The sequence below is a fragment of the Streptomyces sp. NPDC031265 genome (assembly GCF_055570295.1).
Map to the genome: position 1 here is coordinate 1 of NZ_JBVIHM010000051.1, position 25,882 is coordinate 25,882.

General features: G+C 69.2%; 25 protein-coding genes. 1 reads left to right on the top strand and 24 read right to left on the bottom strand.

The features are described 5' to 3' along the window. Positions 1-348: 348 nt before the first annotated feature. The 9 genes from ACZ499_RS38805 to ACZ499_RS38845 form a co-directional block, all read right to left on the bottom strand. Positions 349-765, bottom strand: a complete 417-nt coding sequence (locus ACZ499_RS38805; RefSeq protein WP_468681758.1) for a hypothetical protein — start codon at positions 763-765, stop codon at positions 349-351. 551 nt (positions 766-1,316) lie between these two features. Next, positions 1,317-2,510 (bottom strand): C40 family peptidase, encoded by a 1,194-nt coding sequence (locus ACZ499_RS38810; protein ID WP_468681761.1) that lies wholly within the window; start codon positions 2,508-2,510, stop codon positions 1,317-1,319. Positions 2,511-2,513: 3 nt separating this feature from the next. After that, positions 2,514-3,293, bottom strand: coding sequence for a hypothetical protein (locus ACZ499_RS38815; protein ID WP_468681762.1), 780 nt, complete (start codon positions 3,291-3,293; stop codon positions 2,514-2,516). Positions 3,294-3,302: 9 nt separating this feature from the next. Further along, positions 3,303-5,363 carry a hypothetical protein gene (locus tag ACZ499_RS38820; protein ID WP_468681764.1) on the bottom strand — a complete coding sequence of 687 codons (2,061 nt, stop codon included), beginning with the start codon at positions 5,361-5,363 and terminating at the stop codon, positions 3,303-3,305. Positions 5,364-5,365: 2 nt separating this feature from the next. Continuing rightward, a complete protein-coding gene (locus ACZ499_RS38825; protein ID WP_468681766.1) occupies positions 5,366-5,995 on the bottom strand; it encodes a hypothetical protein in 630 nt (209 codons plus the stop codon). Then, positions 5,992-8,547 (bottom strand): ATP-binding protein, encoded by a 2,556-nt coding sequence (locus ACZ499_RS38830; RefSeq protein WP_468681767.1) that lies wholly within the window; start codon positions 8,545-8,547, stop codon positions 5,992-5,994. The genes ACZ499_RS38825 and ACZ499_RS38830 overlap by 4 nt, the downstream gene beginning before the upstream one ends. After that, the gene (locus tag ACZ499_RS38835) at positions 8,544-9,104 is read right to left on the bottom strand and encodes a hypothetical protein (protein ID WP_468681769.1); all 561 of its coding nucleotides are present in this window, start codon (positions 9,102-9,104) and stop codon (positions 8,544-8,546) included. The genes ACZ499_RS38830 and ACZ499_RS38835 overlap by 4 nt, the downstream gene beginning before the upstream one ends. Continuing rightward, positions 9,101-9,352, bottom strand: coding sequence for a hypothetical protein (locus tag ACZ499_RS38840; RefSeq protein ID WP_468681771.1), 252 nt, complete (start codon positions 9,350-9,352; stop codon positions 9,101-9,103). The genes ACZ499_RS38835 and ACZ499_RS38840 overlap by 4 nt, the downstream gene beginning before the upstream one ends. 49 nt (positions 9,353-9,401) lie before the next feature. Further along, entirely contained in the window at positions 9,402-10,580 is a 1,179-nt protein-coding gene (locus tag ACZ499_RS38845; RefSeq protein ID WP_468681773.1) for a conjugal transfer protein, read from the bottom strand. Positions 10,581-10,736: 156 nt separating this feature from the next. On the opposite strand from ACZ499_RS38845, the gene ACZ499_RS38850 reads away from it, so the two are divergent. Continuing rightward, positions 10,737-11,264: a helix-turn-helix domain-containing protein gene (locus ACZ499_RS38850; protein ID WP_468681775.1), complete on the top strand. Its 528-nt coding sequence runs from the start codon at positions 10,737-10,739 to the stop codon at positions 11,262-11,264. Here ACZ499_RS38850 and ACZ499_RS38855 read toward each other — a convergent pair. From ACZ499_RS38855 to ACZ499_RS38925, 15 genes are all read right to left on the bottom strand, one after another. Then, a complete protein-coding gene (locus ACZ499_RS38855; RefSeq protein WP_468681777.1) occupies positions 11,251-11,655 on the bottom strand; it encodes a hypothetical protein in 405 nt (134 codons plus the stop codon). The two genes, ACZ499_RS38850 and ACZ499_RS38855, sit on opposite strands and share 14 nt — an antisense overlap. A 27-nt stretch (positions 11,656-11,682) precedes the next feature. Further along, positions 11,683-13,815, bottom strand: coding sequence for a type IV secretory system conjugative DNA transfer family protein (locus ACZ499_RS38860; protein ID WP_468681779.1), 2,133 nt, complete (start codon positions 13,813-13,815; stop codon positions 11,683-11,685). Between the two features lie 205 nt (positions 13,816-14,020). Further along, positions 14,021-14,620, bottom strand: a complete 600-nt coding sequence (locus tag ACZ499_RS38865; RefSeq protein ID WP_468681781.1) for a hypothetical protein — start codon at positions 14,618-14,620, stop codon at positions 14,021-14,023. A gap of 143 nt (positions 14,621-14,763) precedes the next feature. Continuing rightward, positions 14,764-15,246: a hypothetical protein gene (locus ACZ499_RS38870; protein ID WP_468681783.1), complete on the bottom strand. Its 483-nt coding sequence runs from the start codon at positions 15,244-15,246 to the stop codon at positions 14,764-14,766. A gap of 13 nt (positions 15,247-15,259) precedes the next feature. After that, a complete protein-coding gene (locus ACZ499_RS38875) occupies positions 15,260-16,003 on the bottom strand; it encodes a hypothetical protein (RefSeq protein WP_468681785.1) in 744 nt (247 codons plus the stop codon). A 282-nt stretch (positions 16,004-16,285) separates the two neighbouring features. Beyond that, a complete protein-coding gene (locus tag ACZ499_RS38880) occupies positions 16,286-16,606 on the bottom strand; it encodes a hypothetical protein (RefSeq protein WP_468681787.1) in 321 nt (106 codons plus the stop codon). Between the two features lie 48 nt (positions 16,607-16,654). Beyond that, the gene (locus ACZ499_RS38885) at positions 16,655-16,963 is read right to left on the bottom strand and encodes a hypothetical protein (protein WP_468681789.1); all 309 of its coding nucleotides are present in this window, start codon (positions 16,961-16,963) and stop codon (positions 16,655-16,657) included. A 196-nt stretch (positions 16,964-17,159) separates the two neighbouring features. Continuing rightward, complete coding sequence (locus ACZ499_RS38890; RefSeq protein WP_468681791.1) at positions 17,160-17,699, bottom strand: helix-turn-helix domain-containing protein; 540 nt, start codon at positions 17,697-17,699, stop codon at positions 17,160-17,162. Between the two features lie 3 nt (positions 17,700-17,702). Beyond that, positions 17,703-21,983 carry a DUF927 domain-containing protein gene (locus ACZ499_RS38895; protein WP_468681793.1) on the bottom strand — a complete coding sequence of 1,427 codons (4,281 nt, stop codon included), beginning with the start codon at positions 21,981-21,983 and terminating at the stop codon, positions 17,703-17,705. Between the two features lie 399 nt (positions 21,984-22,382). Continuing rightward, positions 22,383-22,691: a hypothetical protein gene (locus tag ACZ499_RS38900; protein ID WP_468681796.1), complete on the bottom strand. Its 309-nt coding sequence runs from the start codon at positions 22,689-22,691 to the stop codon at positions 22,383-22,385. 145 nt (positions 22,692-22,836) lie between these two features. Then, positions 22,837-23,823, bottom strand: coding sequence for a DUF4031 domain-containing protein (locus ACZ499_RS38905; protein WP_468681798.1), 987 nt, complete (start codon positions 23,821-23,823; stop codon positions 22,837-22,839). Next, positions 23,820-24,272, bottom strand: coding sequence for a hypothetical protein (locus ACZ499_RS38910; protein ID WP_468681800.1), 453 nt, complete (start codon positions 24,270-24,272; stop codon positions 23,820-23,822). The genes ACZ499_RS38905 and ACZ499_RS38910 overlap by 4 nt, the downstream gene beginning before the upstream one ends. Beyond that, positions 24,269-24,793 (bottom strand): hypothetical protein, encoded by a 525-nt coding sequence (locus tag ACZ499_RS38915; protein WP_468681801.1) that lies wholly within the window; start codon positions 24,791-24,793, stop codon positions 24,269-24,271. Before ACZ499_RS38915 ends, ACZ499_RS38910 begins: the two co-directional genes overlap by 4 nt. Next, entirely contained in the window at positions 24,790-25,236 is a 447-nt protein-coding gene (locus tag ACZ499_RS38920) for a Pycsar system effector family protein (protein WP_468681803.1), read from the bottom strand. Before ACZ499_RS38920 ends, ACZ499_RS38915 begins: the two co-directional genes overlap by 4 nt. Continuing rightward, positions 25,233-25,862 carry a DNA methylase gene (locus ACZ499_RS38925; protein WP_468681805.1) on the bottom strand — a complete coding sequence of 210 codons (630 nt, stop codon included), beginning with the start codon at positions 25,860-25,862 and terminating at the stop codon, positions 25,233-25,235. Before ACZ499_RS38925 ends, ACZ499_RS38920 begins: the two co-directional genes overlap by 4 nt. Positions 25,863-25,882: the final 20 nt, after the last annotated feature.

Here is a 25,882-nt window from a genome sequence, read left to right on the forward strand (position 1 = left end):
CCGCCCCCTGGGCTGACCCTGCTTCGCAGTGTCCCACCGAAGGCGGCCCGCTGCCGCGGTCCGGGCTCCCGGGGCGGTGTGCTTCGCACCCCGGCGCTAAGTGCATAACCGCAGGTCAGACCATGCGCATGTGCGTATGTGCGCATCGGGCAAAGATTGGATCATGGGATGAATTTTGACCGGCGGGGGGAGTGTGGGGCATGCCCCACCATGCGCATGGTCAAGGGCTCGGACTCGCCGGGGGAAAATGAATGCCGGGCGGTGAATTCACGCCCGGCAATTCAATTCTGATTGACCCTCATTTCTGAAGGGTCATCAATTCCCTATCCATAAATGAGAGTACCCGAACTAGCGGGAACCCATGCGGGTTTGCTCTACCCATTTCAAGATATCTTGCGTGCGGCGCTCTTCCCCGAAGTGGGTGAGCATTTTCACCACGGATTCGCACAACTCCATGGCGCCTTCGGGATCTTCGAGAGAGAGCCGCTTCCATGCGGCGTGGGCGTTGCGGGCGGTCGTCCTGGTCTCGCTCGCCGGGTGGGCGCCGGCTTCGTCCCGGCGCAGGGCGGTGCGGGTGAGTAGTTCCACCGTGTCGAACCAGTCGACCCCTTGGCGGGTGGTGAGCGTGGCCCGCAGCGTGAGCATGTTCACGGTGTACGGGTGCAGGGGGCCGTACGTGCCTTCTAGGGCTTGCTCTAGCTGATCCGCGAGCACGACCGCGGCCGGGAGGTCTCCGGCTTGCTCCGCGGCCCGCAGACGGCCCATGAACGGCTCATAGGCGGCCGGTAGGGGCGTGGTCCACCCCACGGCCGGCTGTGCGGCAGCAGTGGGCGGCGGCGGGGTGCCCGCTGCTGCGTGGGGCATGGGGGCCGGTACCGGCGGCGGCGGGGGCTGTGGGGCGGGCGCCGGGGGCGGTCCGGGGGTGTGGGGCATGGATGACGCGGGCGGGAGGGTGGCCGGAGGTTGTGGGGCATGGCGGACCGGCGGGTGTGGGGCAGGGGCGTACGGCGCGGCCGGCTGTGGGGCAGGCGCCGGCGCCGGGTGCGGCGCGGACAGGGTGATCACGGTCCCGTCCCCGTCCACGATCATGGGCCATGCCGAGCCGTCAATTTCCTTGGCCACGACCCTAACCGGCCGCCCCGCAAATGCGGCTTTCACCTTTATCTCCGCGAGCGCAGCGACCCGCGCCGCGTCCGCATCCCCCGGCGGAGACTGGACGGGCTCGCCATTGATGTGCGCACCGTTGGCCGTAAGGGTGATGACGTAGACCGGTGTCGGGGGGATGCTCTCGGGGTCAATCATCTGCATTTCTCCGTTCATCCACCCGCAGGGAAATAAGGCGGAGCCCACCCCAAGTAAGTAGCGCCCCATTTCGTCTCGATATCCGTTGCGGGGACTATGTCAATATAGCCGACCCGCTTAATGTCATTGCTCGCTATCTTTCCGTCGCCCAAGTAAATGGCTACGTGTCCCGCACGGTGGCCCGTATCCCAATACATGAGAGCGCCGGGCGGGGGTTTCCTGTCCCCGTCGTGTTTTTGACTGTCGGGCATTTCTTTGTAATGGTCTATCGCGTAATTCACGCCGGAATACGACCAGCCGTAGGATTGGGCAACGAAGGCGAGACAGGCGCGATACCAATCCTTACCGCCGGTCTTTGCCTCATTCTCTGCCCATGCGATAGCGTCCGCAGTGGAGCGCGGGTTTTTGACGTAGGCGGGCCAATCGGCGTTGCCGTCGTGGAAGGCTTCGCCCGGCTTGCCCGTTCCGGCGCCGGCTTCGTCGTAGCACTCCCCCGCGTCGTCACCGGTGGCCGCGTCGCCCTGGTCTTCTCCCTGGTCGGAGCCGTTGTCACCGGTGCCGGCTCGGTCTAGGTCGATCCCGGCTTCCCGAGCAATCTCGCGGGCCGCGTCCTCTTGGCCGGCGTAGAGCTGTTCGTATTCCTTCGCGGGATGCTGTACGGCCGCGGCGGCTTTCCACAGCGGCATGGACTCCCACCCCTTGACATCCGTCAACCCGCGCGGACTCCCGTTTTTGCCTCCGAAGAAAAACGCGGTGGCCGCATATTCGGGCTTCATTATTTGTTCTTTGGTGCCCCACCACGGGGGCTGTTGCTGGAAGAGCCCGACCGAATTCGCGTCCCCATAGTCGATATTGAGAAGGGTCGATTCCTGAAGTGCGGTCGCCAATGCGATAAGCGTTGCCCGACCGGACAGCCCTTTATCTTCGGCCACTCCGTCAATTATCTTGGCGTTTTCTATCTGCTTTTTCCGGAGATCCCCGCCGGGCTGTTGGGCATTTCCTCCGCCCGCGTCTTCGCCTAGGTCTGCGCCGGGCTGTCCGCGCCCTCCGCAGGAATCCGCGTAGGCTTTTCCGGCCGATCCGCCGCTGAAGATCCCAACGACAAACAGGAAGACCAGGAAGACGACCGCAGCGACGGCGCCCACCTTGATCTTGACCCATGTCCCCCCGAGATTCGCGGCGGCGCTCAGTGCGTCGCGTCCGTCCACCCCTCAAACCCCCACGACCCGGGACACCAGCCACCCGTCACCCGTGTTGGTCAACTCCGCCTGAACGGTGGTCTTTTCGGTGTAGTCGGTGTAGCCGGTCACCTTGACCGTGGCCGTGACCGTGCGCCACACCCGAAGCGGGGTGTCCGGTGGCAAGTCGCCTCCGGCCGGCTTGACCGTGATCGCGCCGACCGTGCTCACCCCGCCGTTGCTCACGAGACGGTTCCATGCCGGGTCGCTGCTGTTCGCCAAGTTCTCCGTGAGCGCCGGCATGGAGTACGGCGCCGCCCGTCGTACGGCCGCGCCGTGGTCGTTGTCCACGGGCGGGTTCCGGGTGAGGTACAGCCGCGCCCACTCCTTGGCCACGGTGTCCGGCTTGCTCAGATCGACGGAGGCGGACGGGCTCGGGGACGCGGAGGCGGACGCGCTCGGGGAGCTGTCCGGCTGCGTGCCCTGGTCGGTGGACGGGCTCGCGGAGGCGGTGGCCGTGACGTTTCTGCCGCGGTCGTCGCCTCCGTCGAAGAGGTTCGGGCCGTACCGCGCGAGCGCGCCGGCGACCAGCACCGCGGCCACGATCAGAAGGGCGGCGCCGGGTCGAAGCGGGTCCCGGCGCCGCTGGTCGCTGATCCACTGCGTGGTGCGCTCGCGCTCCGCGGCACGGTGGGCGCGGCGCAGCCGGCGGCGCTTGCGGCGGGGCGCCTCTTCGATCTCTTCGGGGTAGTCGTACGAACCGCGCAGCAGTTCGCGCCACTCCTGTGGGGTTCTCTCCTCTTCCTTGGCCATGGCGTGCCCCTAGTTGTCTCGCGGCCGGGGGGTGTTCCGCGGCGCCGGAGGGGGCTCCGGGCGGCGGGTGGCGGGCGCTGCGGCCCGCGGAGGGGGCGGGGGTTGGGTGACGTGCCCCTTCGGTCCGGGCGGGTTGGGGCGCGGCGGTGGGCCGTTGGGGGTGGACCGGATCACCTTCGCCTGAATCAACTTCGGTCCGGGCTCGCCGGGTTGTGGGGCTGTGCGGAAGGTCTGGGGTGCCGGTCCGGTGCTCGCGGGGCGGGCGGCCGTGGTGGGCCGTGTGCCGGGCGGGAGCGTGGCCGTGGCTGTACCTCCGGAGCCGTCCGCGGTGGGCGCTGTAGCGCCGCCGGGAAGGGCTGGACGCGGGCGCGGAGCGGTCACCGGGGCGGGGCGCGTGGTCGACGTGTTCGCGGTGTCCGGGCGGTCCACGGTGATGGTGGTCCCGGGGTCCGGTCGGGTGCCGGCGGGGAGTGCCGGGCGGGTCCCGTCGCCGGCTCCGCCGCCGCCACCAGGGGCGGGGAGTGGTGGGGGTGTGGGCCGGCGGTAGGGCACGCGCGTGATGGTTATCCCGTGGTCGTCGCCTCCGCCGCCGGTCGGCAACGGGTCGCCCCCACCTCCGCCGCCACCGCCGCCACCGGGTCCGCGGCGCCTTCTCGGGAGGCTTACCGGCGGGCGGGGGATGCCGCCCCGGTCCCGGTTGCCGGACGGGAGCGAGCGGTTCATGCCGCGGGACAGCAGCATCCCGAGCACCATCCCGCCGCCGGCGGTCATGCTGCCGTTGACGCCCACGATCGCTTCAATGATCTTGCGGAAGCGGAACGCCATGATGGCCGCCGCGATCGACAGGCCGGAGGAAGGCGCCCACCCGTATACGCCGAACATCTGCGTGGTGGCGACTTGGACGACCAGCACGCAGCCGAGAACCATGGTCACGATGAACGATTGAAGGGTGAGCCCCAAGAGCTGATCGAACCAGCGCACGCCCCACTCGCGGGGGCGGCCGGGGATCACCCATAGGCAGGCGAAGAAGACGCCGGCGACTAGGAGCATGAGCGCCCCGAGTAGGGACGCGATCGACGCGAAGGCGAGCGAGAGAACCAGTACAGCGAAGATCAGGATCACGACCAGGGCAGGCAGGGTGACCATGATCCGTTGCACCGGGGAGTGGCCTTGCCGCCACTTCACAGAGTCCCCACCGACCGCTTCGTCTGTGACGTTGTCTTGCAACCACTCCTTGCGGTCATCCTTCGACGGACCCTGATTCAGCAGCTCCGGCCCGTACTTCTCGCAGACTTCGAAGGACCCGAACTCAGCGAGACACCAGGGCGTTGCGACGTACCCCCGCCACACTGCGTCAGAGCTTTTGCGCAGCATGTCGTCACGGCCGGAGCCGGAGTATTGGGGCTTGTGGTCCATCTTGAAGGGGAAGTCTTCGGCGCCTCCGCCGATCCCTTCGGACGTGGCGGACAGTGCGATGTTCGCGCCGATTTGGCGAGTGGAGTCGACTCCGTCCACCCACACCCCGGGGCTTTGCAGCAGCGAGACCGAGACCACGCCGGAGATCAGCACCCATGCGATTTGACCGAGCCCGCCGCCGCCTCCGCCTTCCTTGTGCTTGGTGAAGGCGACGAACCCGCCCACCGCGAGCGCGGTCGGCAACAGCGTGGCGGACAGCCCCTTGGCGGCGCCCCCGATGCTGTTCGTCAACGCGTCTTCGAGAGCGGGCACGGAGGTGAGTTGGAAGATCCATTGCGTGATGACGACGCACGCTTGCCCGATGACCGTGATCAGCGCCATGCAGACATCTGCGATGATCTCCGCCATGGGGTCCAAAATGTCCCATTTACCGAAGTCGCTGTCTAGCTGCCACAAGCCCGGGTTGTTGTAGGTCTCATACATGGTCCCTTCGCCTTTGGGGACCTTGCTGTCCGGGGAGGGCAACAGATCCCCGATGCCCACCGGGTCGATATCGGCTGCGTGGGCAGGATGCGCGAGCACCACAAGCGTGGTGAGCGCGAACATGATCGGTATAGCCACGCTGCGCAGCCGCGGCGCCTGTTTGATCAGCACACTTACCCCCCGGACAGGGCGGCCGTGATCGGGTCGCCGTGCCCCATGTCGCCGTCTTGGACGTCTTCGCGCTGGTCGACCCGCCACGCCCCACCCACCGGGACGACGCGCACCGCCTTACGGGACGTGCTGGTGTCGTCGGGCCACGTCACGGTGTAGGTGAGCAGCACCCCGAACCCGGCCGGGTGGTCGCCGGCGGCCGGGACCTTGACCGGCTTCCCGGAGACCGTCACCGGTCCCGTGGATGCCCGATCGGGTCCCGGCGTGGCGGTCTTGGACGGAAGCGCGTCCGGGGTCGACCCGTCCGCGTACGTGGGCGGGGAAACCGTCGCAGTGGGCGACTCGGACGCGGGCGCGGAGGCGGTGGGCGTGGCGGTCTCGGGACCGACGTTCCGCGCGGCGCACTGGTCGACCGAGCCGCGCCGCAGGGCGGCCGTGGACAGCTCACACGCCCGGCGCCAATCCAGCCTGTTGGCCGCTTGCTGATACTCCTTGGCGACCGCGAGCGCCGCGGCGGCCGGGTCCTTCTTCGCCCCGCCCGCGTCGTCGTCCTTCGAACCGTCCCCGGAGCACCCGGCGAGCGCGAGACCGGCCGCGAGCAGTAAGGCGGGTGCGGCGGTGCGGCGGATCATGCGGGTACCTCCTGGGGGGCGTGGTCGACGTCGCCGGGCTCCGCGTCGACCGGATCGGCGCGCGGGGTGGTGTCCAGCAGTGCCAGCAACTCCGTGGTGGGGATGTCCCATTGGGCGGTCGCGGAGTTGAAGCGGCGGTCACGGATGATCGCGTGACCGTGGCGGATCTCGCCGTCCGGGTTCAGGCCAATGGATTGGAGCAAGCCGCGGGTGTGCTTGCCCGGAGGCAGACCGAGCATTTCGGCAAGCGCGTCTTGTTGCCGCGGGTTGGTCAACTGGAAGCCCACGACCGTGGTCAATTGCTCAATCACACCGACCAGCCGCGCGAGCGATTCGGGGTCCTGCGTGTCCAGCAGCAGCGCCGTGGACAGCGCGCGGCCCACTCGCGCGATGTACTCCAAGAAGGCCGATCCCTCCTTGGTGGCGGTCAAGACGTGCACTTCCGGCACGCAGACCGCCTTGCGGAGTCCCCGCAGGTCTTTGCGGCCGGCCGTGGTGATCCCGTACGCCAACATGCTGTGCATGAGCGCCACCGACATGCGCTGAAGGACGTTCCAGTCTTCGCGGTCGTCGGCTGTTCCGGGCAGGGACAACCCCGGGATCTGCACCACCCATATGCCGGGCTCGGGGGTGAGCGGGGCGGCGCCTTCGGCCGGGCGACCCATGAACGGGGCACCGATCGCGGTCTGTCCGAGTTCGTACAGCGCTTCGCCGGTCTCGCGCGCCAAGTCGTCTTCGGAGCGGCGCAGGAAGTCAATCACCTTCCACGTGGCCGGCTCCCCGGTCGCAATCACGGCGTTCACGGCGTGCTGAACGGGGGTCTCCGCGCCGCGGGCTCGCAGGTGGGGCGGCATCGCAATGCCGAGTTGGGCGGGTACTTCGATCTGCGCCCGCTCGCTCCCCTCCTTGTCCAACAGCCGGAAGAGATCCGCGACCCCCGAGAACCGCGGGCCGGTTTCGATCAAGTGGGAGTTGAGCCCGAAGCGCTTGCCGGCGGTCACAACCCCGCCCAAGTCGCCCTTGAAGTCCAGCGCGAGCACGAACGCGCCCCGGAAGGCCGCGTCCAGCATGGACAGCATCATTGCCGTGGTCTTGCCGCGGCCGGACCGACCGATGAACGCGGTCGTGGTCGCGTCGCCCTTCTCGGACCCGATCGTGACGTCATTCCGGAAGATCCCGGGCGTGGACCCGGTGAGGTATCCGACGATCGGCCCCACGTCGTCCCCGACCTTCGCGCCGCCCCACCACCAGGACCCGGCGAGCGCGGTCACGTCGCGGGTATGCCCCACATCGGGCACCCGAAGTTGGTCGCCGGGTTGGGTCTCCAACCACAACTCCCGCTGTTCTTCTTCGCCCACCCCGATCTCAATCCCGAGTCCCCCGTAATGGGTAACCACCGCGTCGACACGCGCCCGGAGGTCTTCAAGGCCGGTCGTGCTGGTTACGATCAGGCGCGGGTGATCTTCGACCAGGGTCACGTCTTCGCGGCCCATGTCGCGGATCAGATCCGCCATGACGACTTCGGTTTCTTCGATCGCGCGCCCCGGGTCCTCCGCGGAGTGCTGGGAGGCGGACCGCCGCTGTTCCTTGGCGAGCCGGCGCGCTTCATCCGCCTTCTTCATGGCGTCGCGCTTGACCATGACTCGGAAGCGGACGGAGGCTTCCGGAGAGACCGGGAGTATCAGGCTCGCCGGGTCGATCTCGCTCCCGAGTTCGCTTTCATCTATGTCGGGCACATAGGTGATCTCGGACAGGGTCCGCAGCCACTCCCCGTTGCCGGGCGACTCCATGCGCTCCGGGAAGCCGCTCATAGTCAGGATGGACGCCCATGCGGCCGGCTCGCCGTCGCGGCCCATGACCCGCAGGTGATCCGGGTACGGCAGGATGCGCCCGCGCGTGAGCGCCGCCAACTTCGCGCCGGAGATCATGCCGCGGGTCGGGGAGGGCAGGGGCGTGGCGCGATGCTGTTCCCGCGCGATCATCCACGCGAGCATTTCGACCGCAGCCGGCTGCGCCCGCCACGGCGTGGTTTCGAGCCTCCGACCGAGCCGGCGCATGATCGCGTCCAGCCGGGCGAGTTCCCGCGTCCCCACTCCAGTGGGTGCGATCCCGAAGCCCTCTTGAATGCGGCGCCCGCCTCCCTGTCCGCCGCGGTCCGCGATCCGTACGCCCAACAGCAAGTGCCGGGTGGGGAGCGCGATTTGGTCCAACCGGTCCACCCGCATACCGGCCCACCCCTGCCAGTCACCGGAGGTGAAGAGCGCCGCGGCTTCGTCCATGTAGTCCGCAGCGTTCAGGGGGGACCACAACACCTTCAGGTGGCAATCCGACCCGGCAAGGATCTTCGCCAGTGCCCCGCTCGCCTGATCCAATTCAGTGTCCCGCGCGGACTCCGTCATCAGATCCGTGTTACTGCTGGCCAGGGTGAACCACGCTTCGGCGTGGTCGCTGGTGATGATCAGCCCGTCCGCGAGCGCGACGTATTGCGCCGGCTCCGCGGAACGGTCGCCACCCACCCCCAGGAAGTCGCCCACCCGCTGAAGAACCTTCATGCCTTCCCCGTCTTCCCCGTCGTCGTCTTGCCGCCGCGGCGCCCGCGGGCTTTGAAGACCGCATCCGGCCCGTACAGCCGGGGGCGAGCGTCCAGCCGGAGCGGGGCGCCGGCGAGCGGCGCCGGGGTGGCGCCTGCCTCCCCGGTCACTTCCCGCCCCGGGCGCAGTGCGCCGCCGCGGCCGGCCATGCGAGCCCGCCGCGGAATCCACTCGACACGGGCGGCGGAGCGCCGGCCGCCGCAGATGATCGGGCGGTGTCCGAGTGCGATGTATCGGACCGTGAGCGCCCAATAGGTGATGTTCCAGCGGCGCTCATTCCTCCGGCTGCGCTGCGTGCCGAAAATGGCGACCAGCAGCGGCGGGAGGAAGTAGAGCGTGAACGTGACCTTGCCCGGTATGCCGAGGATCAGCAGTAGTCCGCCGGTCCACATGAGGTAGAGCACGAAGCCGAGGATCAGTGTCCGGCGGGGCGTGCCCTCCCCGAGATCGATCCCCAACAGCTCATGCTGTCGGGTCTCCAAGTCGAAGTGCCGGGTGTAGGTGGTGCCGGCTCTCATGCTGTCCCCGTGACCTTGCCCCACAGCCCTTCGAGCAGACCGCGAGCCGCGTCCGGGAACCAGACCAGACCGGCGACGAAGACGGCGCCCACGGCCATGGTGATCATGCCGCCCCAATCGTCCTTCACGAAGTGGCGGAAGGCGCGGACCCCGAGCCATGCCGCAAAGAGGTTCCCCACGACCAGCAGAACCCACGTCTTGAGTTCGGAGCCGTCCGTGAGCGGCGCCGCGAGTATCAGGCTGTGCACTGTTCCCCCTTGGTGCGGGACGGATGGAAAGCGGGAGGCGGCGGGAGTCTCACGCCGCGCCCCCGTGGATGTTGGCCACCTGCCACCGCTGCGCATCCGCGGAGGCGACACGAGTCAATTCAATGCGGTATGTCTGTTCGACTTGGGCGCCGCCAAGTCGCCATGTGACGTGGGCGGTTCCGGTGCGGTCGTCGCCCTTGCCCGCGTCCGCGGTCCACGACGTCACACCGACCAGCGCAACGCCGGACGGCAACGGCGGGACCGTGGCGCCGGGCGCGGTGACGGTTGCGGTGTCACCGCCGGCGTACGCCTTGAAGAAGGTGTCCACGGTGTCCGCGGTCTGCTGTGCGAAGGTCGCGTCCGTTTCGGGGGTCTTCAGCTCCGGCGCCTCCGGCCCACTGGTGGGCATGCCGACCATGCCGGGCGCTCCGGTGACCACGACTTGGCCGGAGGTCTTCACGACCGGCACGTCTAGGCCGATCCACCGGTCTGCGGTCTTGGCGGGCGTCGCCTTCTTCTTCCCCGCCGCCGGGGTGCCCTCTTGCTCCGTCGTGCGGATCAGCACGTCCACCCGGACGCGGGCTTGCCCCTGCGTGGCCGTGACGACGGCGCCGGGCTGTACGGCAAGCACGTCTTGTTGGCCGTGTCCGTCCCACCCCATGGTGGGGTCGGAGTCCTTCGGCAGTACGGCCGCGAGAGCCGCGGCGCGGGTGTCGGGGTCGTCGTCGTCCCATGTGAGGTACAGCCGGGCGAAGCGGCCGGCGACGGCTTGCGCTTCGTCGCTCGGGTACGCCGGCGCGGTCTTGGTCGGGGTCGGGTTCGACTCCGTGGCGCTGTCGTTCGGGACGACCCATGCGCGCACGCCCGTGATCACGGCGAGCCCAACCACGGCCCACAGCACGCCGCGACCGAGCCGGCGCACCGCTGCGGTTCCTGACTTCTCGTCAACGGTCGACCAGGGCACGGAGCCGGCAGGTAAGGCGGGCGCGGGTTCGAGCGTCGACACGGGCGCGGAGGGGGTGGCCGGCTCGGTCTGCTGCGCCTTCAGGGTGGCGGCGGCGGACTCCCACGGGTTCGCTGCGGCCCGCTGTGCGGGCAACGCTGCGGTGGCCGCGGTGGCGGTCTTGGCCTTCGTCTTCCCCTGGCGCTTGCGCGCCTTCCTCCGCTCCCAATCCCCCGGATCGGGCAGACCCAACAGCTTTCGGGCGGTCGGCCCCAAAGTGGGCATGAGTGTGCAACTCCCCCCGTCGCCACATTCGTTCAGGTGATCGACCCTAAACCCGCTGTAGTTCAAGGTCAAAGAAGTTCGTAACTGTCCGGAAGTCTCGGGACCCCGTTGTGACATTCCTGTGTGCGGTGATCACTCCCGCTAGAGTGCTCGCCCATGCAGCATGACGACCAGGGTGATTTGTCGATACGGCTACGCGGCGCCCGACTGCGAGAGTTGCGAACGGCGCGCGGCTTCCGTACGCAACAGCACTTCGCGGAATTCCTGGGGTGCTCCCGAAGTGCCGTGAGCACGTGGGAGACCTCCGCCGGGCTCCCACGGCCGGACACGCTCGCGCGCATTGCCGCGGCTCTCTCCGTGCCGGTCTCGGAACTGATCGAAGAATGCGGCGGGCCGTCCCTGCGCTCTCTGCGGGCCGCGGCCGGGCTCCGGGCGGTCGACGTGGCCGGAGCGTTGTCGATCCTGCCGAGTACCTATTGCGACGTCGAAACGGGGCGCCAAGCGATCCCCGCGCGCTGGTTTCCCGTGCTCGCCTCCGCCTTCGGCAAGCCGGAAGGGATCGTCAGGGAATTACTGGCCCAACCACAGCGCGACACGGGAGGGCGGAGCCCGATATGCCGAAGACCGCCGGGAGTCGACTCCCCGCAGCCTTCGGCACTTCCGGACCGGATCACCCCTTCATGAGTCGGGCGGGGTCGTCCCATGTGGCGGCGCACGCTATCTGAATACGGTCGATCGCTGATCCCACCCCCGTGGGGAATAGGACTCCCCCGCCGGCCCGCAGGTTCACGCGCTGAATGAGGGTCGCAGCCCGGGGCGCTATTTCTTCCAATAGAGAATTGGCGCGGTCGTTGGTGACCGGGGCGATAGGCCACCGCAGGAAGTACAGCGCGCCGACCAATACCGGAGGCTTTACCCGCTCCGTCACATGAGCGCGCAGAGTGCCGTTTTGCATGTCCAGCACGACGAAGACGCGCCGCTGTTCACCGGTGAATGCGTCCGCGAGATCCGCACCACCGGGTGTCAGGTATTCGCAGTGCACCGCGGGGAGTTGTTGGGTTTCCGCCTCCGACACCGCCGCGCCCCCTTCCTTGGTTGTCGATCAGCCCTTGTCGGTGCTCGCCTGATAGCGGGCAAGCCATTCTTTCAATTCGGCTTCGGTGTAGTACGTCGTACGGCCGTCCGTGATCCCTTCGGGGAACTTGATTCCCCGCTTTTCGGCCCGCGTCTTGTATTGCCGTGCCGTGCCGTGCTTCCACGGCAAAATACCCTTCTCGCACGCGTCCGCGAGTGAGTACGTGTCCGGCAAGGCCGCTTCCTCCGCGACTTCCGCCGGGCTCGCGGCGGCCGGCTCGGAGTCCACGGAGACTGTCACATGAGCTGTGGCATGAGCGGTCACATGAGGGGTTGTCACATGCTCCGACCTGCGTGAACCCCCACCGCTCCCCCCGCCGTGCCCGGGTGTTACAGCCGGAAGTGACAGCGGTCCGTACTCGCCCCCGGGGAGGAAGCGGCGGACCGCGGTCGTAAGGTCCGCCTCTTCCAAGACGTCGTCCGTGATCCACGGCGCCATTTCCCCGCGGTCGAACCATGCGGGCGCCGGAGGGCATTGGGCCAACAGCTCCGCGACCCGGGGCGTGATGTAAGAAGGCTGGAACTCCCGCACGTACAGGTATTCGCCGTCCGGGGACTGTCGCTTGTCCGCGTAGGCGCCGCGCCCCTTTACGTCGGTGTCGTAATGGACGACCGGCGTTGACTGCCCGAAGGCCACGCCCCACGAAACGCGGTCTTGCTGTCCCACGATGATTTTGGTTCCGATTTGGCTTCGCTCCATGGTGCCACCGAAGAAGGTGTTAGCGAATTGCTGCGTACCGACCACGATCCGGTGGTCACTGGAACGCCCCTGAAGAAGGATGATCGAAAACCATTCGAGGAAGGGCGGAGCACCCTTTCCCTTCAAGCCGTGGCGCCACCACGTATAAGCAAGTTTGATCAGGGTCGGGAGTTCGTCAATGACGAGAGTCCGCGGGATCAGTTGATCCCGGGCGCCGGGTGCCGCGTATTTCCCTTGGGCTTCCTCCGCCGCCATCATGGACACCATGAATTCCGCGAAGGCGGCAATGCATGATCGCACGGTCTTGTGGACCCGCACGCCCGAATGGCCTTCCGCTTCAATCAGGCTGTTGCGCTTAGTGTCGAGAATGTCAATCAATTCGCCGTGCTGTCGCGCGTGAACGATCGGGATATACAGCACGGTTGATTTACCCGACCCGGTGTCACCCGCCACGCCCCAATGCGGGGTCGCGGTCTTGGTGTAAACGATCGCATCCACGATCGCGTTGTCTTCGATCGCGGAGCCCACGAAGACTTCATACGGGTTGCTGGTCGACTTCCATTCCACGAATTCGGGGAGCTTCGGGCGTTCCACCGGTTTGGGCTTCCGTGTCCACGTCGCGTAGTGTTCGGGTCCGGTGCGCTCCCAATGGGCCACCCACTCACCCGGGACACGGGTTTCCACGATGTGGTCAAGCGCCGACATGGCTTCCTTGCCACCCATCCACGCCACCGGAATGCGGACCACGATCCGGGCGCCGTCCGCGGCAAGATCCGGGGACAGGTTCACCCACTTTTCGCGGCGCTCGCCCTCTTCCAGTCGGAGGGTTTGACGGACCGCCACGAACACGCTCGGTCCGTACAGTTCGTCATCCGTGGGGTGGCGCGGCTCCCACCATCCGAGCCCGCCCGGTCCGGTGAATGCGACCAGCAGCACGACCACGCCCGCACCGATCAGGGCGAGTCGGGCCGGCTCGGGAAAGCGCCACAGTCCCCACGCCGCGACGAAGGGGGCGAGCCGGACCGCGGAGCGCGCGGCGTGCGGCCAACGGCTCCATGCCGCGAGCGCGCGGCCCATGCTGGCTATGACGCTCCATGCCGCCGCGAAGGGCACCACGGCCCCGTGGGCGGCCCGAGCGAGTGCCCCCGGGGACTTCTTCGACAGAGACACCACGGACGCGGGAGGGCGGGTTGGGGAGGCGGCGCCGATCGCTGCGGCCGGTCCGCCGGCGACGTCGACCAGGACCCCCGAGCGCCACCACGTGGCCGTGGTGCGCGGTTCGCCGGCGAGATCCCGGCCGGCGACGTACCGGCCGATCGTGCGGAAGAACCCGCCCACCGCCCGCTCTATCGCTTCGTTCAGTTCCTTGTTCGGCCCACGGCCGCCGCCCTTGTCGTTCATGGCGTACGCGATCAACGCAAGGGCGAGCAACAGCCCACCGCCGCCGGGGAGCGCGTAGCCGGGAAGGTCTCGCAACTGATCCCATGGGGCCGCCAATTGGTGCCCCACTATTCCCCCTGTCCTCATGCGTTGACCCTACGCCGAACACCCGTACGGCCCCCCGGGGAATCCTCCGGGGGGCCGTACGGCGGTACTTGGCGCGGGGTTACTGGTCGTCGTCGTCTTCGTCGGGCTCCCCGGCGCATTCGTCGTCGTGGTCCTTCCATGGGTCCACACCCCGCTCCGGGATCTCCGCCCGCATCTGTCCGCACGCCGTACAGCGCAGCACCCGCACGTTTGCCGGGATCGGGTCGGGGAGCCACCGCCGCTGTTCGTCGTCCAGCTCCGCAGGGTCGACGCGCACGAACCGGGAAGGCGGTTCCGGACTCCACTCCGGGAGTCCCCCGGCCGGAGCCGGCGGAGCGTCAAGGAAGGCGGTCGCAGCGAGGAAGTCCGCGGCCGGGGTGGCGGCCGTGACCTTCGAGCGGACCGCCCGCGCGGCGGAGATCAGTTGGTGTGCGGACACCCGGGTCAGTTCCACCTCTTCGGGCCGCACCCCGCGCTGTTCGGCCACCGCGTCAACGATCGCTTGGCGCGGGCTCCACTGCTCTTCCGCCGCCCGCCATTGGGGGCTCCCCTCCCCGTGCTGAAGGCGGGCGCGACTGAAGGCGGTACGGGCTTGAAGGATGTCCGCCCGCAGCCGCTCCGCGAGCGCGCCGGGGGACTGTGCGGAGGGGGCTTCCTGGTCAAACTCCGGGTCGGGCATGTACGGATCTCCTCTCAGGGTGGGTGGGTCATGATGTGGAGCGGGCCGCCCCCAACTCCAATGGGGGCGGCCCGTCATGTGTCCGCAGTCGTGGGGATGCTCGGCAGAGTAGCGACCACCACCGACAACGCTGGACGTTTCGGTCAGTCCTGCGGGGAGAGCGCGGGGCGGGGCGGCGGGGTGTCGGGGGTGAAGACCGGCGTACCGCCCATGTGGGTGATCGCGCGAGCCTGCCCCAATAGGGCGTTGACGCGGTTCAGCAGTTGCCGCGCCTCCCCTTCGGCCTTGCGGTCTCCGTGGCATCGCTCAATGTCGCGGATCGCGCCTTCCAGCTCCCCGAATTCGTCGCGGTAGAGCGGGACGCGCGCCCGGTCGGGGTCCGGGTCGACCGCGGAGGCCGCGCCGGCCCGCCGGTACAGCTCCGCGATCAGCTCCGTGTCATGGGTGCCCACCGAATAGGCCCATGCACGCTTGCGCTCGCGGGCGTAGAGCAACACCCGCTCCAACACGGCGAGTTCGTCCAGCGTGATCCCGACGACTTCGCGCGGCGGAGTCGGGGGCGGAATGGCCGGCTGTGACAACTCTTCGGCCGTCACGGTGTAGGTGGGGCGGTTCCTGCGCAACACGTCGATGCCCCCTTCAGCCCGCGGCGGCGCGGAAGTGACGGATGCGCGAGCACGCCCCCGTGGTCGCGCAACTGGACTCCGCCGTCACGACCGGCCGGTTACCGCCGTCTTCGGCGTTCATGACCGCGGTGACCGCCTCCGCGAAGCGGGGGTCCGTGGGCCGGCACTCGTCTTGGGGCCGGCGGATGTGGATACGGGCAAGGCGGGCGGTCCACCGCCGATCATGCGGGCCGCGGTTCTCGCGCGCCCCCTCCCCGCCGCCCCCGAAGCCTTCAGAGATGTTGTGGCACTGTTCGCAGTGGAGCGTGACCATGGGGACGCGGTTGCCGTCGTCGTCGGTCTTGACGTACTCGTACACGTAGACCTTGCCGCCCTGCGGGTGGGCGAACGACGTGATGATGCCTTCCCCGCCCGGGTTCCACGTGTTGCGGGGGATGTAGTCGTTCCACCCCTCCCCGTGCGGCCAACGGTCGTACATGACGCCCTGCGTCACGTCCAGCGGGGCGCCGCCGGTCTCCTTCGCGCCCTGGTATTCGGTGATCTGCTGGACGGGACCGACGTACATCACGCTGTGCTCTTCCGATTCCAGCAGCGCGAGCCCGTACCCGTCCGGGCGGCGGTGCTCCGGCTTGATCGTCTCTTCCATGACCGCGAAGTTCGCGTGTTCGGGGGTGAGTAACCCCGTGATCGAAACGCGGTAACTGTCGGCGCTGGTCACGTGAACAGAGTTGGTCTCGCTCACGGTGTGGTTGGCCATACGGCGGTGTCCCTCTCTCCGGCACCGGGCGGTGACCCGGCGCCCCATGGGTTGGTGATCAGGGTTGCGAAATGCCACGCCCCGGACAGTCCAGAAATGGGCGCCCGGGGCGTGTGCTGCGTCACTTCGAGCGGTGGGGCGGTCGTCGGGACGCGGGAGAACTCCGGCTAGCCGAGATACCGACCAAGCAAGAGCGCACCCACGATGACCGGCGAGAAGATCCCCACCAGGTTGACGAACGTCATCAGGGGGCCGTCACCCCTGCGCCGCGATGCCATGACTTCAGCTCCCGTCGCTGTTCGTGCGGGGCGGGATCGTGTCGGGCATGCCGTCACTCCATGCCCAATCCCCGCCGTCGTGGTCGTTGCCGTCGTGGTCGGGGTCGTCCCCGCACTGCCACCAGTCGCCGGCCGGGTCCGCGAACATCGCGGTGCACGTGTCGGGGTCCGGGTCGAACGGCGGGGTGAGCATGCCCACGGTCGCGAGCGCCGCGGCCACCGCGTCACCGATCGCGACCGAGCCGACTCCGGCGGAGCGGAGCGCGCCCGCGGCGGCGCTGCATGCGGCCTTGTACTGGTCGTCAGTCAGAACCGTGCGGGCCATTGGCCCCCCTTTCTCCGGCGCCGGCGTGGTCTCCGGCTCTGGACTCAACTATGCCTCACTCTGAGGCGAAGTGGAAGAGTCGGGGGAAGATTCTTTGTCTTTCAGGTCGCTGCGGTGGCCGCGACCAGGGCGGCCGGCTTTGGCCTCCCGGATCTCCGCACGGTCGTACAGGGAGGCGCCGCCGCGGCCGGGCTCGCGCCCGATGGCGGCAATGCCCCAACGGCTCAGCGTCTTGCGGGCGGACCCGGTGGACGTCGCACCGATGTACTCGGTCACCTCCGCGAGCGTCATCGTGGCGGACTCTTCCGCCTCCGTCGCGGTCTCTCTCGACTCCGCGGCGGGGTTGCTGTCGGGCACGGATCGGGCTCCCTTCGTGGGGTTGCGGCCCGCGCGTCCAGTCGACGCGGGCGGGCGGGATGGTGGGCGGGACGGGTGCCCCACTAGAACCATGCCTCATTATGAGGCGAAGTGGAAGGGGTGAGGGGCGGCGCGTCCCCGGAAACGACGACGGGCGCCCCGGAGGTGAGTCCGGAGCGCCCGCCATGTCCCGCGGCTACCGCGGGAATTCGAGACCTTCGAGAACGTCCGCGAGTTCGAAGCCGCCCACGTACTCGTTCCCGAGCGCTTCGTTCAGGGCTTCCAGCGCGCCCGCGTCGTCGCCTTCCAACCACCGCTCCATGATCTCTGACATGGCGTCGCCGGACAGCTCCGCTTCGATCTCGCGGTTTCGGCGGTACTTCTTCCCGGCCGCCCTCACGCCCATTTCGCCCTTCGCCTTGACCTTGCTCCCCTGGTTCCGGATGCGGGCTTCACGGAGGCTGGACAGTTGCGCCCGCCTCATGTCGGGGTCGTTGCGTACGAAGCCCTTCAGCTTGCGGGCGTTGCCGAACCGCGGCTTGGACTCGCCGGACGCCCACCGCTGAATGGTGCGCTCGGACACCCCGAGCCGTTCGGCAAGTGCCTTCTTCGACCCGAGCACGCTTTCGCCGGCCGCGACCATTTCGCCGGGGGTGCCCTTGCTCGGGTCGCCCTTGCGGGAGATCCCCTGATAGAGCGCGTCCGCGGTCTCCCGCTTCGCCTTCCTCCTGAACATCGCTTACGCCTCCCCGTCGTTGGTGGTGCCGGAGTTGCCTTCCACGGCTTCGACCACGGCGCCCACTTGCTTGGCGTTGGGCTGGTCGACCAGCAGCGGCGCCACCATGTCCATGGGTGCCGCGCCGGCGTGCTTGAACTGTCCGAGACCGCGCCCAAGGGTGAGCCCCTGCGGAATGGCACGCTCGGGGTCGGTCTCGTTCGTCGCGTACAGCACCCAGTCAGTGGCAATCGCGAGCGGGAACCGGCCTTCCTTCTTCGCCACGTTGCGGATCTTGCGGAAGAGGTTCACCCGCGCCGTGGCGACGACCGCGAGCCACCAATACGGGTAGTAGTACCGGCCCGCCTTCTCACTGGCGTGATAGCCAAGCGTGCGGGTGTACGTGGCCTTGACCGCGTCCAGCACCGCCGCCGCGTCCGGGTCGCCGTCCAGCGCCGCCGGAAGGACACCGCCGCGGGCGTCGCGGAGCCGGTTCGCCCACGGGTTCAGGTAGCGGGTGCGCTCATCCCACACGTGCGCTTCAACGGGCCGGATCTCGTAATCCATGGCCGCGAGTTCCTTGACCGTGGGCGTGGTGAACCACCGGGTGGACGCGCCGCGCCCCACGGAGCGGGTGACCGGCGACAGCAGATCAGGAAGGCGGGAGTCCTCTTCCCACCGCAGGTTTTCCAGCTTCCACAGCCCCGGGACGCTCGGGTCGAAGTCGGTCGGCCCATCGATGTGGCGGGACGGCCCGATCCCGAGATCAACCGCTTGCGCCGCGCCCACGTGCATGGCGTTCGCGTCGTACGCCGCGACCATGGCCATACGGGCTTCCTCCGCGGTGGGCTTGCGCGACCAGGTGAACGCCTCTTCGAGCGTGCGCACCATGGCCGGCCGCGGAGGCTTCGGCGCCTCCCGCGGAAGATTGATCTTCCGCTTGAAGGTCTCGTTCAGGTCGACGCCGGTCACCTGCGGTGAGACGTGGTACAGGGTGCCCACGCTGTTGGCGTACTCCCCGATACGGAAGGCGACTTCACCGCCGCCGGGCTCGCCGTCCAGCAGCGGGCACCCGAACGCGTCTTGCCACCCGGCGACCGAGATCCGCAGGTAACGGCCGGCGCCACGGCGGGCCGTCATCCATGCCCGAAGATCCGTGATCGTCCACCCGGCGGCGCGGGCCGCGTCCAACGCGCGGTGCTCGCGGGCCGGCTTGCTGCCTTCCTCCGGGGGCTCCGCGGGCAGACCGAGCCGCGCCGCGACGTCCGGCATGATCCATACCTGTCCGTCGTCGCGCTGTCCGTTCTCCCGCAGCCACCCCAGGGTGAGGCTGTCCGCCCACTCCAAGACGTCCCCGAGCGAGTCCAGCCGCTCCGGGAGCGGGAGGCACTGCACCGACCCGGACAGCCACCCGCCCATGGAGTCGACCACCAGCGCGCCCGCGGTGAAGGCGCGACGGCCGCCGCCCGCCGGGCGGGCCGGCTGCGCCGGGACCGGAGCCGCGGCGGGGGCCGCCGGCTGCGGGGCGGGAGTCGAGACGGACGCGGGAGCGGAGAGGGTGGCGGGAGCGGAGAGGGTGGCGGCGGCGCTCGGTCCGCCCATGGTCGACCCGGCCGCCGGTCCGGCCGGAGCCGGCGCGGGGGCCGGCGGGGCGGGCGGGGTCGACCCGGGGGCCGGAGTCGTCGGGCCGCCGGGCGACGTCGCGGGCGGGGTCGTGGACGGCTTCGAGCCGGTCGGGTCGGTGTCGTCGGGTCCACCGAAGGCCGCGTCCGCCGCGGCGCGGTTGAACGTGTAGAACCGGGGGACCGGAAGAGCCTTGCGCAGCGGCACCGTGGACGGCTTGCGCGTCCAGTGGCGCCCCTCCCCCGGGATCAGCACGCCGCGGGCGCGGAGGTCTTTCAAGCCCGGCTGCGGTGTCGCGATGCCCACCGCCTCCGTGATGTCTGTCAGTGCCTTCGGGGACAGGTGGAAGTGTCCGTCCGTCTGATAGCCGAGGATCGCGCGGCCTTCGTTGACTTCCTGCATTTGGGTGATGCTGTACGCCGAAGGGAACGACGACGGGTCGCGCAAGACGGCTTCGGAAACCGCCTCCCACAGCGAGGCACCCGGCCCCACGTGCGCGTCGTACGCCTCCGCCACCGCGTCCGGAAGTTCGGTCATGGCGTCTTCCTCCGCCCTCTTGCCCAACGCCGGGAGGTCTAGGACGTCCCCGAGCATGTAGGCACCCAGCACCCACGCCGCGTAGACGCGGGCAATCGTCAGTTCGAGACCGCCCGGGGCGTTGGACAGGCGCCCGGTGATCTCTGCATGGAGTTGCTGCCACTCGCGGACCTTCGCGGCGGTGTAGAAGTTGGCACGCACGGCCCACTCGAACGGCCACCCGTGGTGTTCCATGGCGAGCGCTTCCGCTTCGTCGGCACGTCGCGCCGCGTCCGCGCCGTCGTTCCCCCAGAACGGGACTTCCATCTCGAAGAGGCGGGCGGCAAGGTCTTCGGTCTGCCCCTTGCGGCGAAGCGAGCGGTTCGAACTGGACGACAGCGAAGAGTGCCACCGCCCAAGCGACGGCGCCCGGCCGCCGGTCCGCGTCGACCGCGAGCGCACACACCCGCCAACGATGCGGGAGAGCAGCTTTTCCCCGTCGATCGTGGACAGGCCCGACGTGCTGAATTCCTCACGCACCATCGGAAGCGAGCGCGCTTCGATCAGGACCCCGGGCAGTCCGTTGGGCGTGGTGTTCCACGGCTTCATGATCTCGTACTCATCAGACGGGGAGCCGAAGAGCGACGCCTGTACGAACTGTGTGGTGCTCTTGCCTTGCTGCGGGCCACCCACGAGGTTCAGCACGTGCGGCGGGACCGACAGCAACCGGGAGACGACCGGCCCCACGAAGATCTCCCCGAGCGCGAGCGTGGTCCGCTCCGTGGCCGCGGACAGCTCCCCGACCCGGCGCCACGCCATGCGCGCGTCCTCTTCGGGTCCGCGGAGCTGTCGGTATCCGAGTTCCTGCGCGTCCGCCTCCGGCATGACCATGTCGCCGTTGGGCGCCACGGACGTGGTGGCCGGCACTTCGGGGGCGGCGGCGCCCCGGTCGCGGATCAGTCGGGCGTACGCCGAAGCCTCATCCCGGCCGGACGGCGCGGGACGTCCCAGCAGACCGGCCCACGCCCCGGAGTCGATATCGAATTCCGACACGATCCGCGGGGCGCCTTCGGCTGTGGCGAGTTGGTACGCGATGCGGGTATGGCGGCCGTCCGCGCCGCGATAGGTGACGCGGCCCAAGACCTCCGGCACGGTGCCGATCCGCGAGAAGGGGGCGTCTTTGCCGGGTGAGTGCAGGATGTTCCCGTTCGCCGGGTCGTGGTACCACCCGATCTTCATTCCGGGGACCGGTACAAGTTCCGACTTCGAGCGGCCCGCGCCGCCGCCGGCGCCACCGTTCCCGCCGCCGCCGCCCTTGCCGCGGCCCGCGTCGCCGGAGCCGTCGGACCCGCCGGCGTCACCGGGTTCGGACCCGCGGCGCTGGAAGGGGATCACTTCGGCGCCGTCGCCCTCTTCGTCCGGCGTCGCCGGGACCGTGGCGGGAGCGACCGCGGAGGCCAGCACGGAGGCGGGGACCGGGACCAACTCTTCGACCCCGTGACGGGCTTGAAGGTGGTCGTACAGATCTTTGCCGGTCGCGGCTTCCACGATCGCGACGGCGCCCGGGTCCATGCCTTCAGCGACCAGGGCGGCCCGCACGGTCGCGGCGTGCTTGTACCCGGTGCCTTCCTTGTCGCGGTCCGCGACGATGACGACCCGGCGGGCTCGCGCGAGCGTCTTCGTGTGCTCGGGGCGCCACTTGCCGGCGCCGCCGGGGTTGGTGGTGACGACTTCGCCCACCTTCGCGCCAATGTCCGCGTCCTTCTCGCCTTCCACCACGTAGATGGGGGCGCGGTCTTGGGCAATGGCCGCGAGCACTTCGGGGAGGCGGTACAGCGGGCGTTGCGTCGGTGCCTTGTACTCCCATCCGCCGCCTTCGAGCGGGCGGCGCTGTGCAAACGACTTCTCTCCGCACTCGCGGCACACCCGGCGGATGACTTCGCCCGTGATCACGCTGTTCGCGTCGGTGTAGACGTACGACTCGACTCGCTTGAATGCGTGCTTGTGGCTGTCCTCCGTGCGGGTGGACTCCTTACGGGGCGTGACCTTTTTCAGCTGTGCGCCGTTACGGGGTGTGGTCGTGCGAGCGGGGCGCGGGCCGCTGTACGCGCGCTGTTTCGGGACGTCGTACAGATCCGCAAGGGACAGTTCAAGCGCCGCGGCCACGTCCGGGGTGGAACATCCCACTTGGCAGCAGACTTTGACGCCGGCACCGCCGGAGCCGACACGATCCGACCAGTCCACGGAGAGGGACGGGCGGGTGTCCTCATGGGCGGGGCACTGCGCGTCAAGATGGTCACCCCTGCCCCGGGGGTTGCATCCCTTATCACTAAGCGCATCTTTGATGCGACGGAGTGAGGCGCGGTCATCGGTGCCGCTGCGTACGGTCTGATTCATCGGGTACAGTCCCAATCAGAGCTAGGGATTGCTGATCCCACCCCCGCCCGGCTGGTAACCGGGTTTCTGGCCTAGCGCCCCAGACGGATTGCCGTCCGTCGTACGGGGCGCTAAGTGCTGTTCGGGGGTCGAATCGGCGCCGCCCGCGGATTCGGGCGGTGCGGAGTCCTACGCGGCCACGGGGCCGTCTTGCTGTTCCGCGAGTCGTCGCCGGGCGAGTTCGGCAAGAGCCTCCGCCGCCGCGAGCACGGCGGCCGGGTCCTCCCCGAGCAAACGACCGGCGGACTGATCCAACGCCTTGCCCTTGAACGCCCGCGCCACTAGGTCGCCCACGTCCCGGGGGATCGCGTTGCGTCCCTTGCCGAGAAGGTGAGGGAAGGCAGCGACCAAGACCCGGCGAACCGTGGTGTGCGATGTGGCGCCGGCCGCGGCAATCTCCGCGAATGTGGCGCCGGCACGGCGCTTATTGCTGGTCATGTGCCCTCCCCCATCTGTTGTGTCTGTGGCGTTCCGAACAACGACGTTCCGAACCCTAGCGTTACGGGTGGATCTTCGCTGTCCATTTGGCGAGCACCCGCCCGGCGTGTCGGCAAATACGCCCGGCGGGTGACCCGTTCGGCGCCTAGAGGGTCGGCGCACTCGCGGGCGCCGGAGGTTCGATCTCGAAGAGCGCGTCCGACTGCGGGGGCGGCGCCTTCTTCCCGCGGGTCGGCCCCTTGGCCTTGTTCACCGCGTCCGCCCGGCACTTCGCGCACCACGCCATGAGCTGATCGGCCGTCATGCGGGCCGCGATGTGCTCGGGGATGGTGGGGTCCTCCGGCGCGGCTTCGAGCCGGATCGGGGGGGAACCCTTGCCGGCGTAGGCGCCGTGCCGGGCGTCGCAGCGTCCGCCGGTCTTGCGGTGGGTGGCGCCGCACTGGCCGGAGCACTGGCAGACGTCCCCCGCCCGCTGTACGACGTCCGCCCACCCGTTGGCGTTGCCGAAGATGGGGGGCGCGAGCGGCACCACTTCCGGCTCCGCGGACGCGGGAGCGGAGGGGGTGGCCGGCGGGGCGTCCGCCCATAGCGTGATCTCCATGGCGGTGACCACGGGCGGGTTCTGTCGGGTGTCGACCCGCCCCGCGATGGACAGTTGGGCGTCCGCGACCAGCAGCGCGCCGCACTGTCGGTATGTGGCGGGGAAGACGTGGCATTCAGCCGGTCCGGTGGGGCCGTCGACCGCGGCAACGGCCCACGGCGCCCCCTGTCCGGTCGTGCGCGCTTCCACCGCGGTCACGGTGCTGGTGAGTGTGAGCGTCTGCCCGTCCGTCCAGCCGGAGCCGATCAGCCCGGCGGCGCGGCGTGCGGCCATGAGGTCCGCGAGCCCGCGCCGGTCGATCTCGCGGGCTCCGGCTCGCAAGGCGGCGGCACGCCTGCCCGGCGTGACGTCGTAGTGCCACCGCACGTTGTCGCCGTTCTGAAACCACGCCCGCTTCAGCCCGATGCGGGCCGCGAAGTGGTGCAGTTCCTGCGGGGTGTTGGCGGTGAGGTGCGCGAACTGTGTCGACCGCAGACCGCGACGTCGGGCGACGTCGCCATAGTCGGTGATCGCGTCAACGAAGACGGTCATGCCGCCACCCCCACCAGGTCCGTCAATGCGGGGGCGCCCACGTACGTGCCGTGCATGCGGTACCACCGGTAGGCGAGCGCGTACGCCTTCAGGCACCGACCGCACGCGTCTTCGTTGCGTCGCTTGTGGCGGTCGTAGCCCTGTCGGGTGCCGCACACGATCGGCTCCCGGCGCTTCTCGGTCGGGAACCAGCGGTAAAGGGTGCGCTCGCAGACCCCGACCCGGGCCGCGACGACCGCGCGAGTCAGACCGGCCGTGATTCCCAGGTGGGCCGCCATGCGGGCTTCGTCCGGGGTGAGCGTCGCGGGGGTGCCGTTGATCGCGCGGTCCACGGCCACGGTGTCGATCATCACGAGACCGTCCGGGGTGGCCGCAAACACGATCTCAGCAGCGGCGCACAGTGCCGGGATGCGGGGGGAGTCCGCGGTGAAGGTGGCGATAGCGGTCATGACTCCGCCTCCCCGCGCACCCACCCGGCAAGGGCGAGTTCGGCAATGCGGGCGTGGCCGGAGGTCTCCATGGACCACAGCCGGATCTGAACCCCGACCGCCTTCGTGTCCGCGTAGACGACGCGCCACCACATCCAATCCGGCAGGGTGGCGCTGGTCGGGGTCGGGGCGGTGCGGCCGTAGTGGCTGCGCCCGGAGTCGTGCGCAATCGCCTTCAGCGCCCGCGCCCACTTCAGTACGTCCACGCTGGTGGGCAGGTGGACCATGACCGTGCTCCCGAGCCCGGGAACGTCCGCGTAGTCCGTCGCCCCGAACGGGGTGAGGTCCGGGTGGGAGGCCATGAGGGCGTTGACGACCGCGAGTTCGCGACGGATCGCGGCCACGGTCTCCGAGCCCGTCAACTTCAGGGTGCCGGCGGGCTCGGGGGCGGCGGCGCCGTCCCGGACCACGGCCGGGGTGTCATGCGGTGCTTCGTCGGCGCCGACCACCCGCAGGGGCCGGCGCGTTCCGTCGGTGCTCATACCGTGCCCCCCAGTGCGACCAGGACAGCGAGAACGAGAAGGAAGCCGCCGGCGCGGATCAGGTCGACCGCGCGGCGAAGGCGGGTGAACTTGGCGAGCGCCAAGCGGGACAGTCCCGCGATGTCCGCGGCAAGGTCCCGGCTCACGGCGGCGGGGATCTCTTCCGCGGTGAGCGTGGCCCACAGCACGAAGCCGCGCCCGCCGCGGGTGTTCGGCCGGACCGACGACAGCAGCAGACCGGCCGCCGCGACCAGCAGCGCCATACCGAGCCCGCCCGCCACGACGACGGGGGCGGACAGTGGGAGGTCACGGGCGATCGTCCATGCTCCGGCGAGCACCGCGCCGACGAAGGCGAGCAACAGCGCCGTCTTGTTGTCCGTCCGGGCAATCTCCGCCTTCACGTCGGCGTGAGCGGCCGTCATGCCCTCCGTGGCGGTGGTCATGACACGCCCTCCGGGGTCGGAGCGAGCGCCGCCGTGTGGGCGGTGAACTGCTCACCGATGTGCCGGGTGTAGGCGGGCGGAATGGCCTCCGCAATCTCCTTGCGGACGTCCGTCCAGTCCATCCCCATGGCGGTCTGCCACTGCGCCACGGTGCCCTTGCCGCCACCGTCGCCGTAGACCGCGAAGTAAGGACCGTCGAACCACTCGCCGTGACGGCAACCGGCGACCCGGCCGCGGTGGCGAAGGTGGGGCATCTGAAGGGTGGGGAAGCCGTGGATCTCGAACTTGCGGTGTCGGATGACCGCGAGCCCGAACATTTCCCCGCACAGCGTCAGATCCGCGCGGATCGGCGCCCCCTGTACGTTTTCGATCACGTACGGGCCGCCGGCTTCGAGCATGGCCGCGCGCCCGGCGGGGATCAGGTCGGGGTACTCGCGCCCCTTGTTGGTGCCCTTCGTGAGCGTCGTGTGGTGCTGGCACGGCCAAGAGGCGTGCTTCAGGTCGAAGGCCGCGCCGTGCTTGCGGACGAATTCGATCGCGTCGCCCTGGTGGAACTCGAAGGGGTAATTGGGCTGCGGGTGAAGGTCGACGCCCACGACGTCGAAGCCGGCGAGGTAGTACCCCATGCCCGCACCGCCGGCGCCAC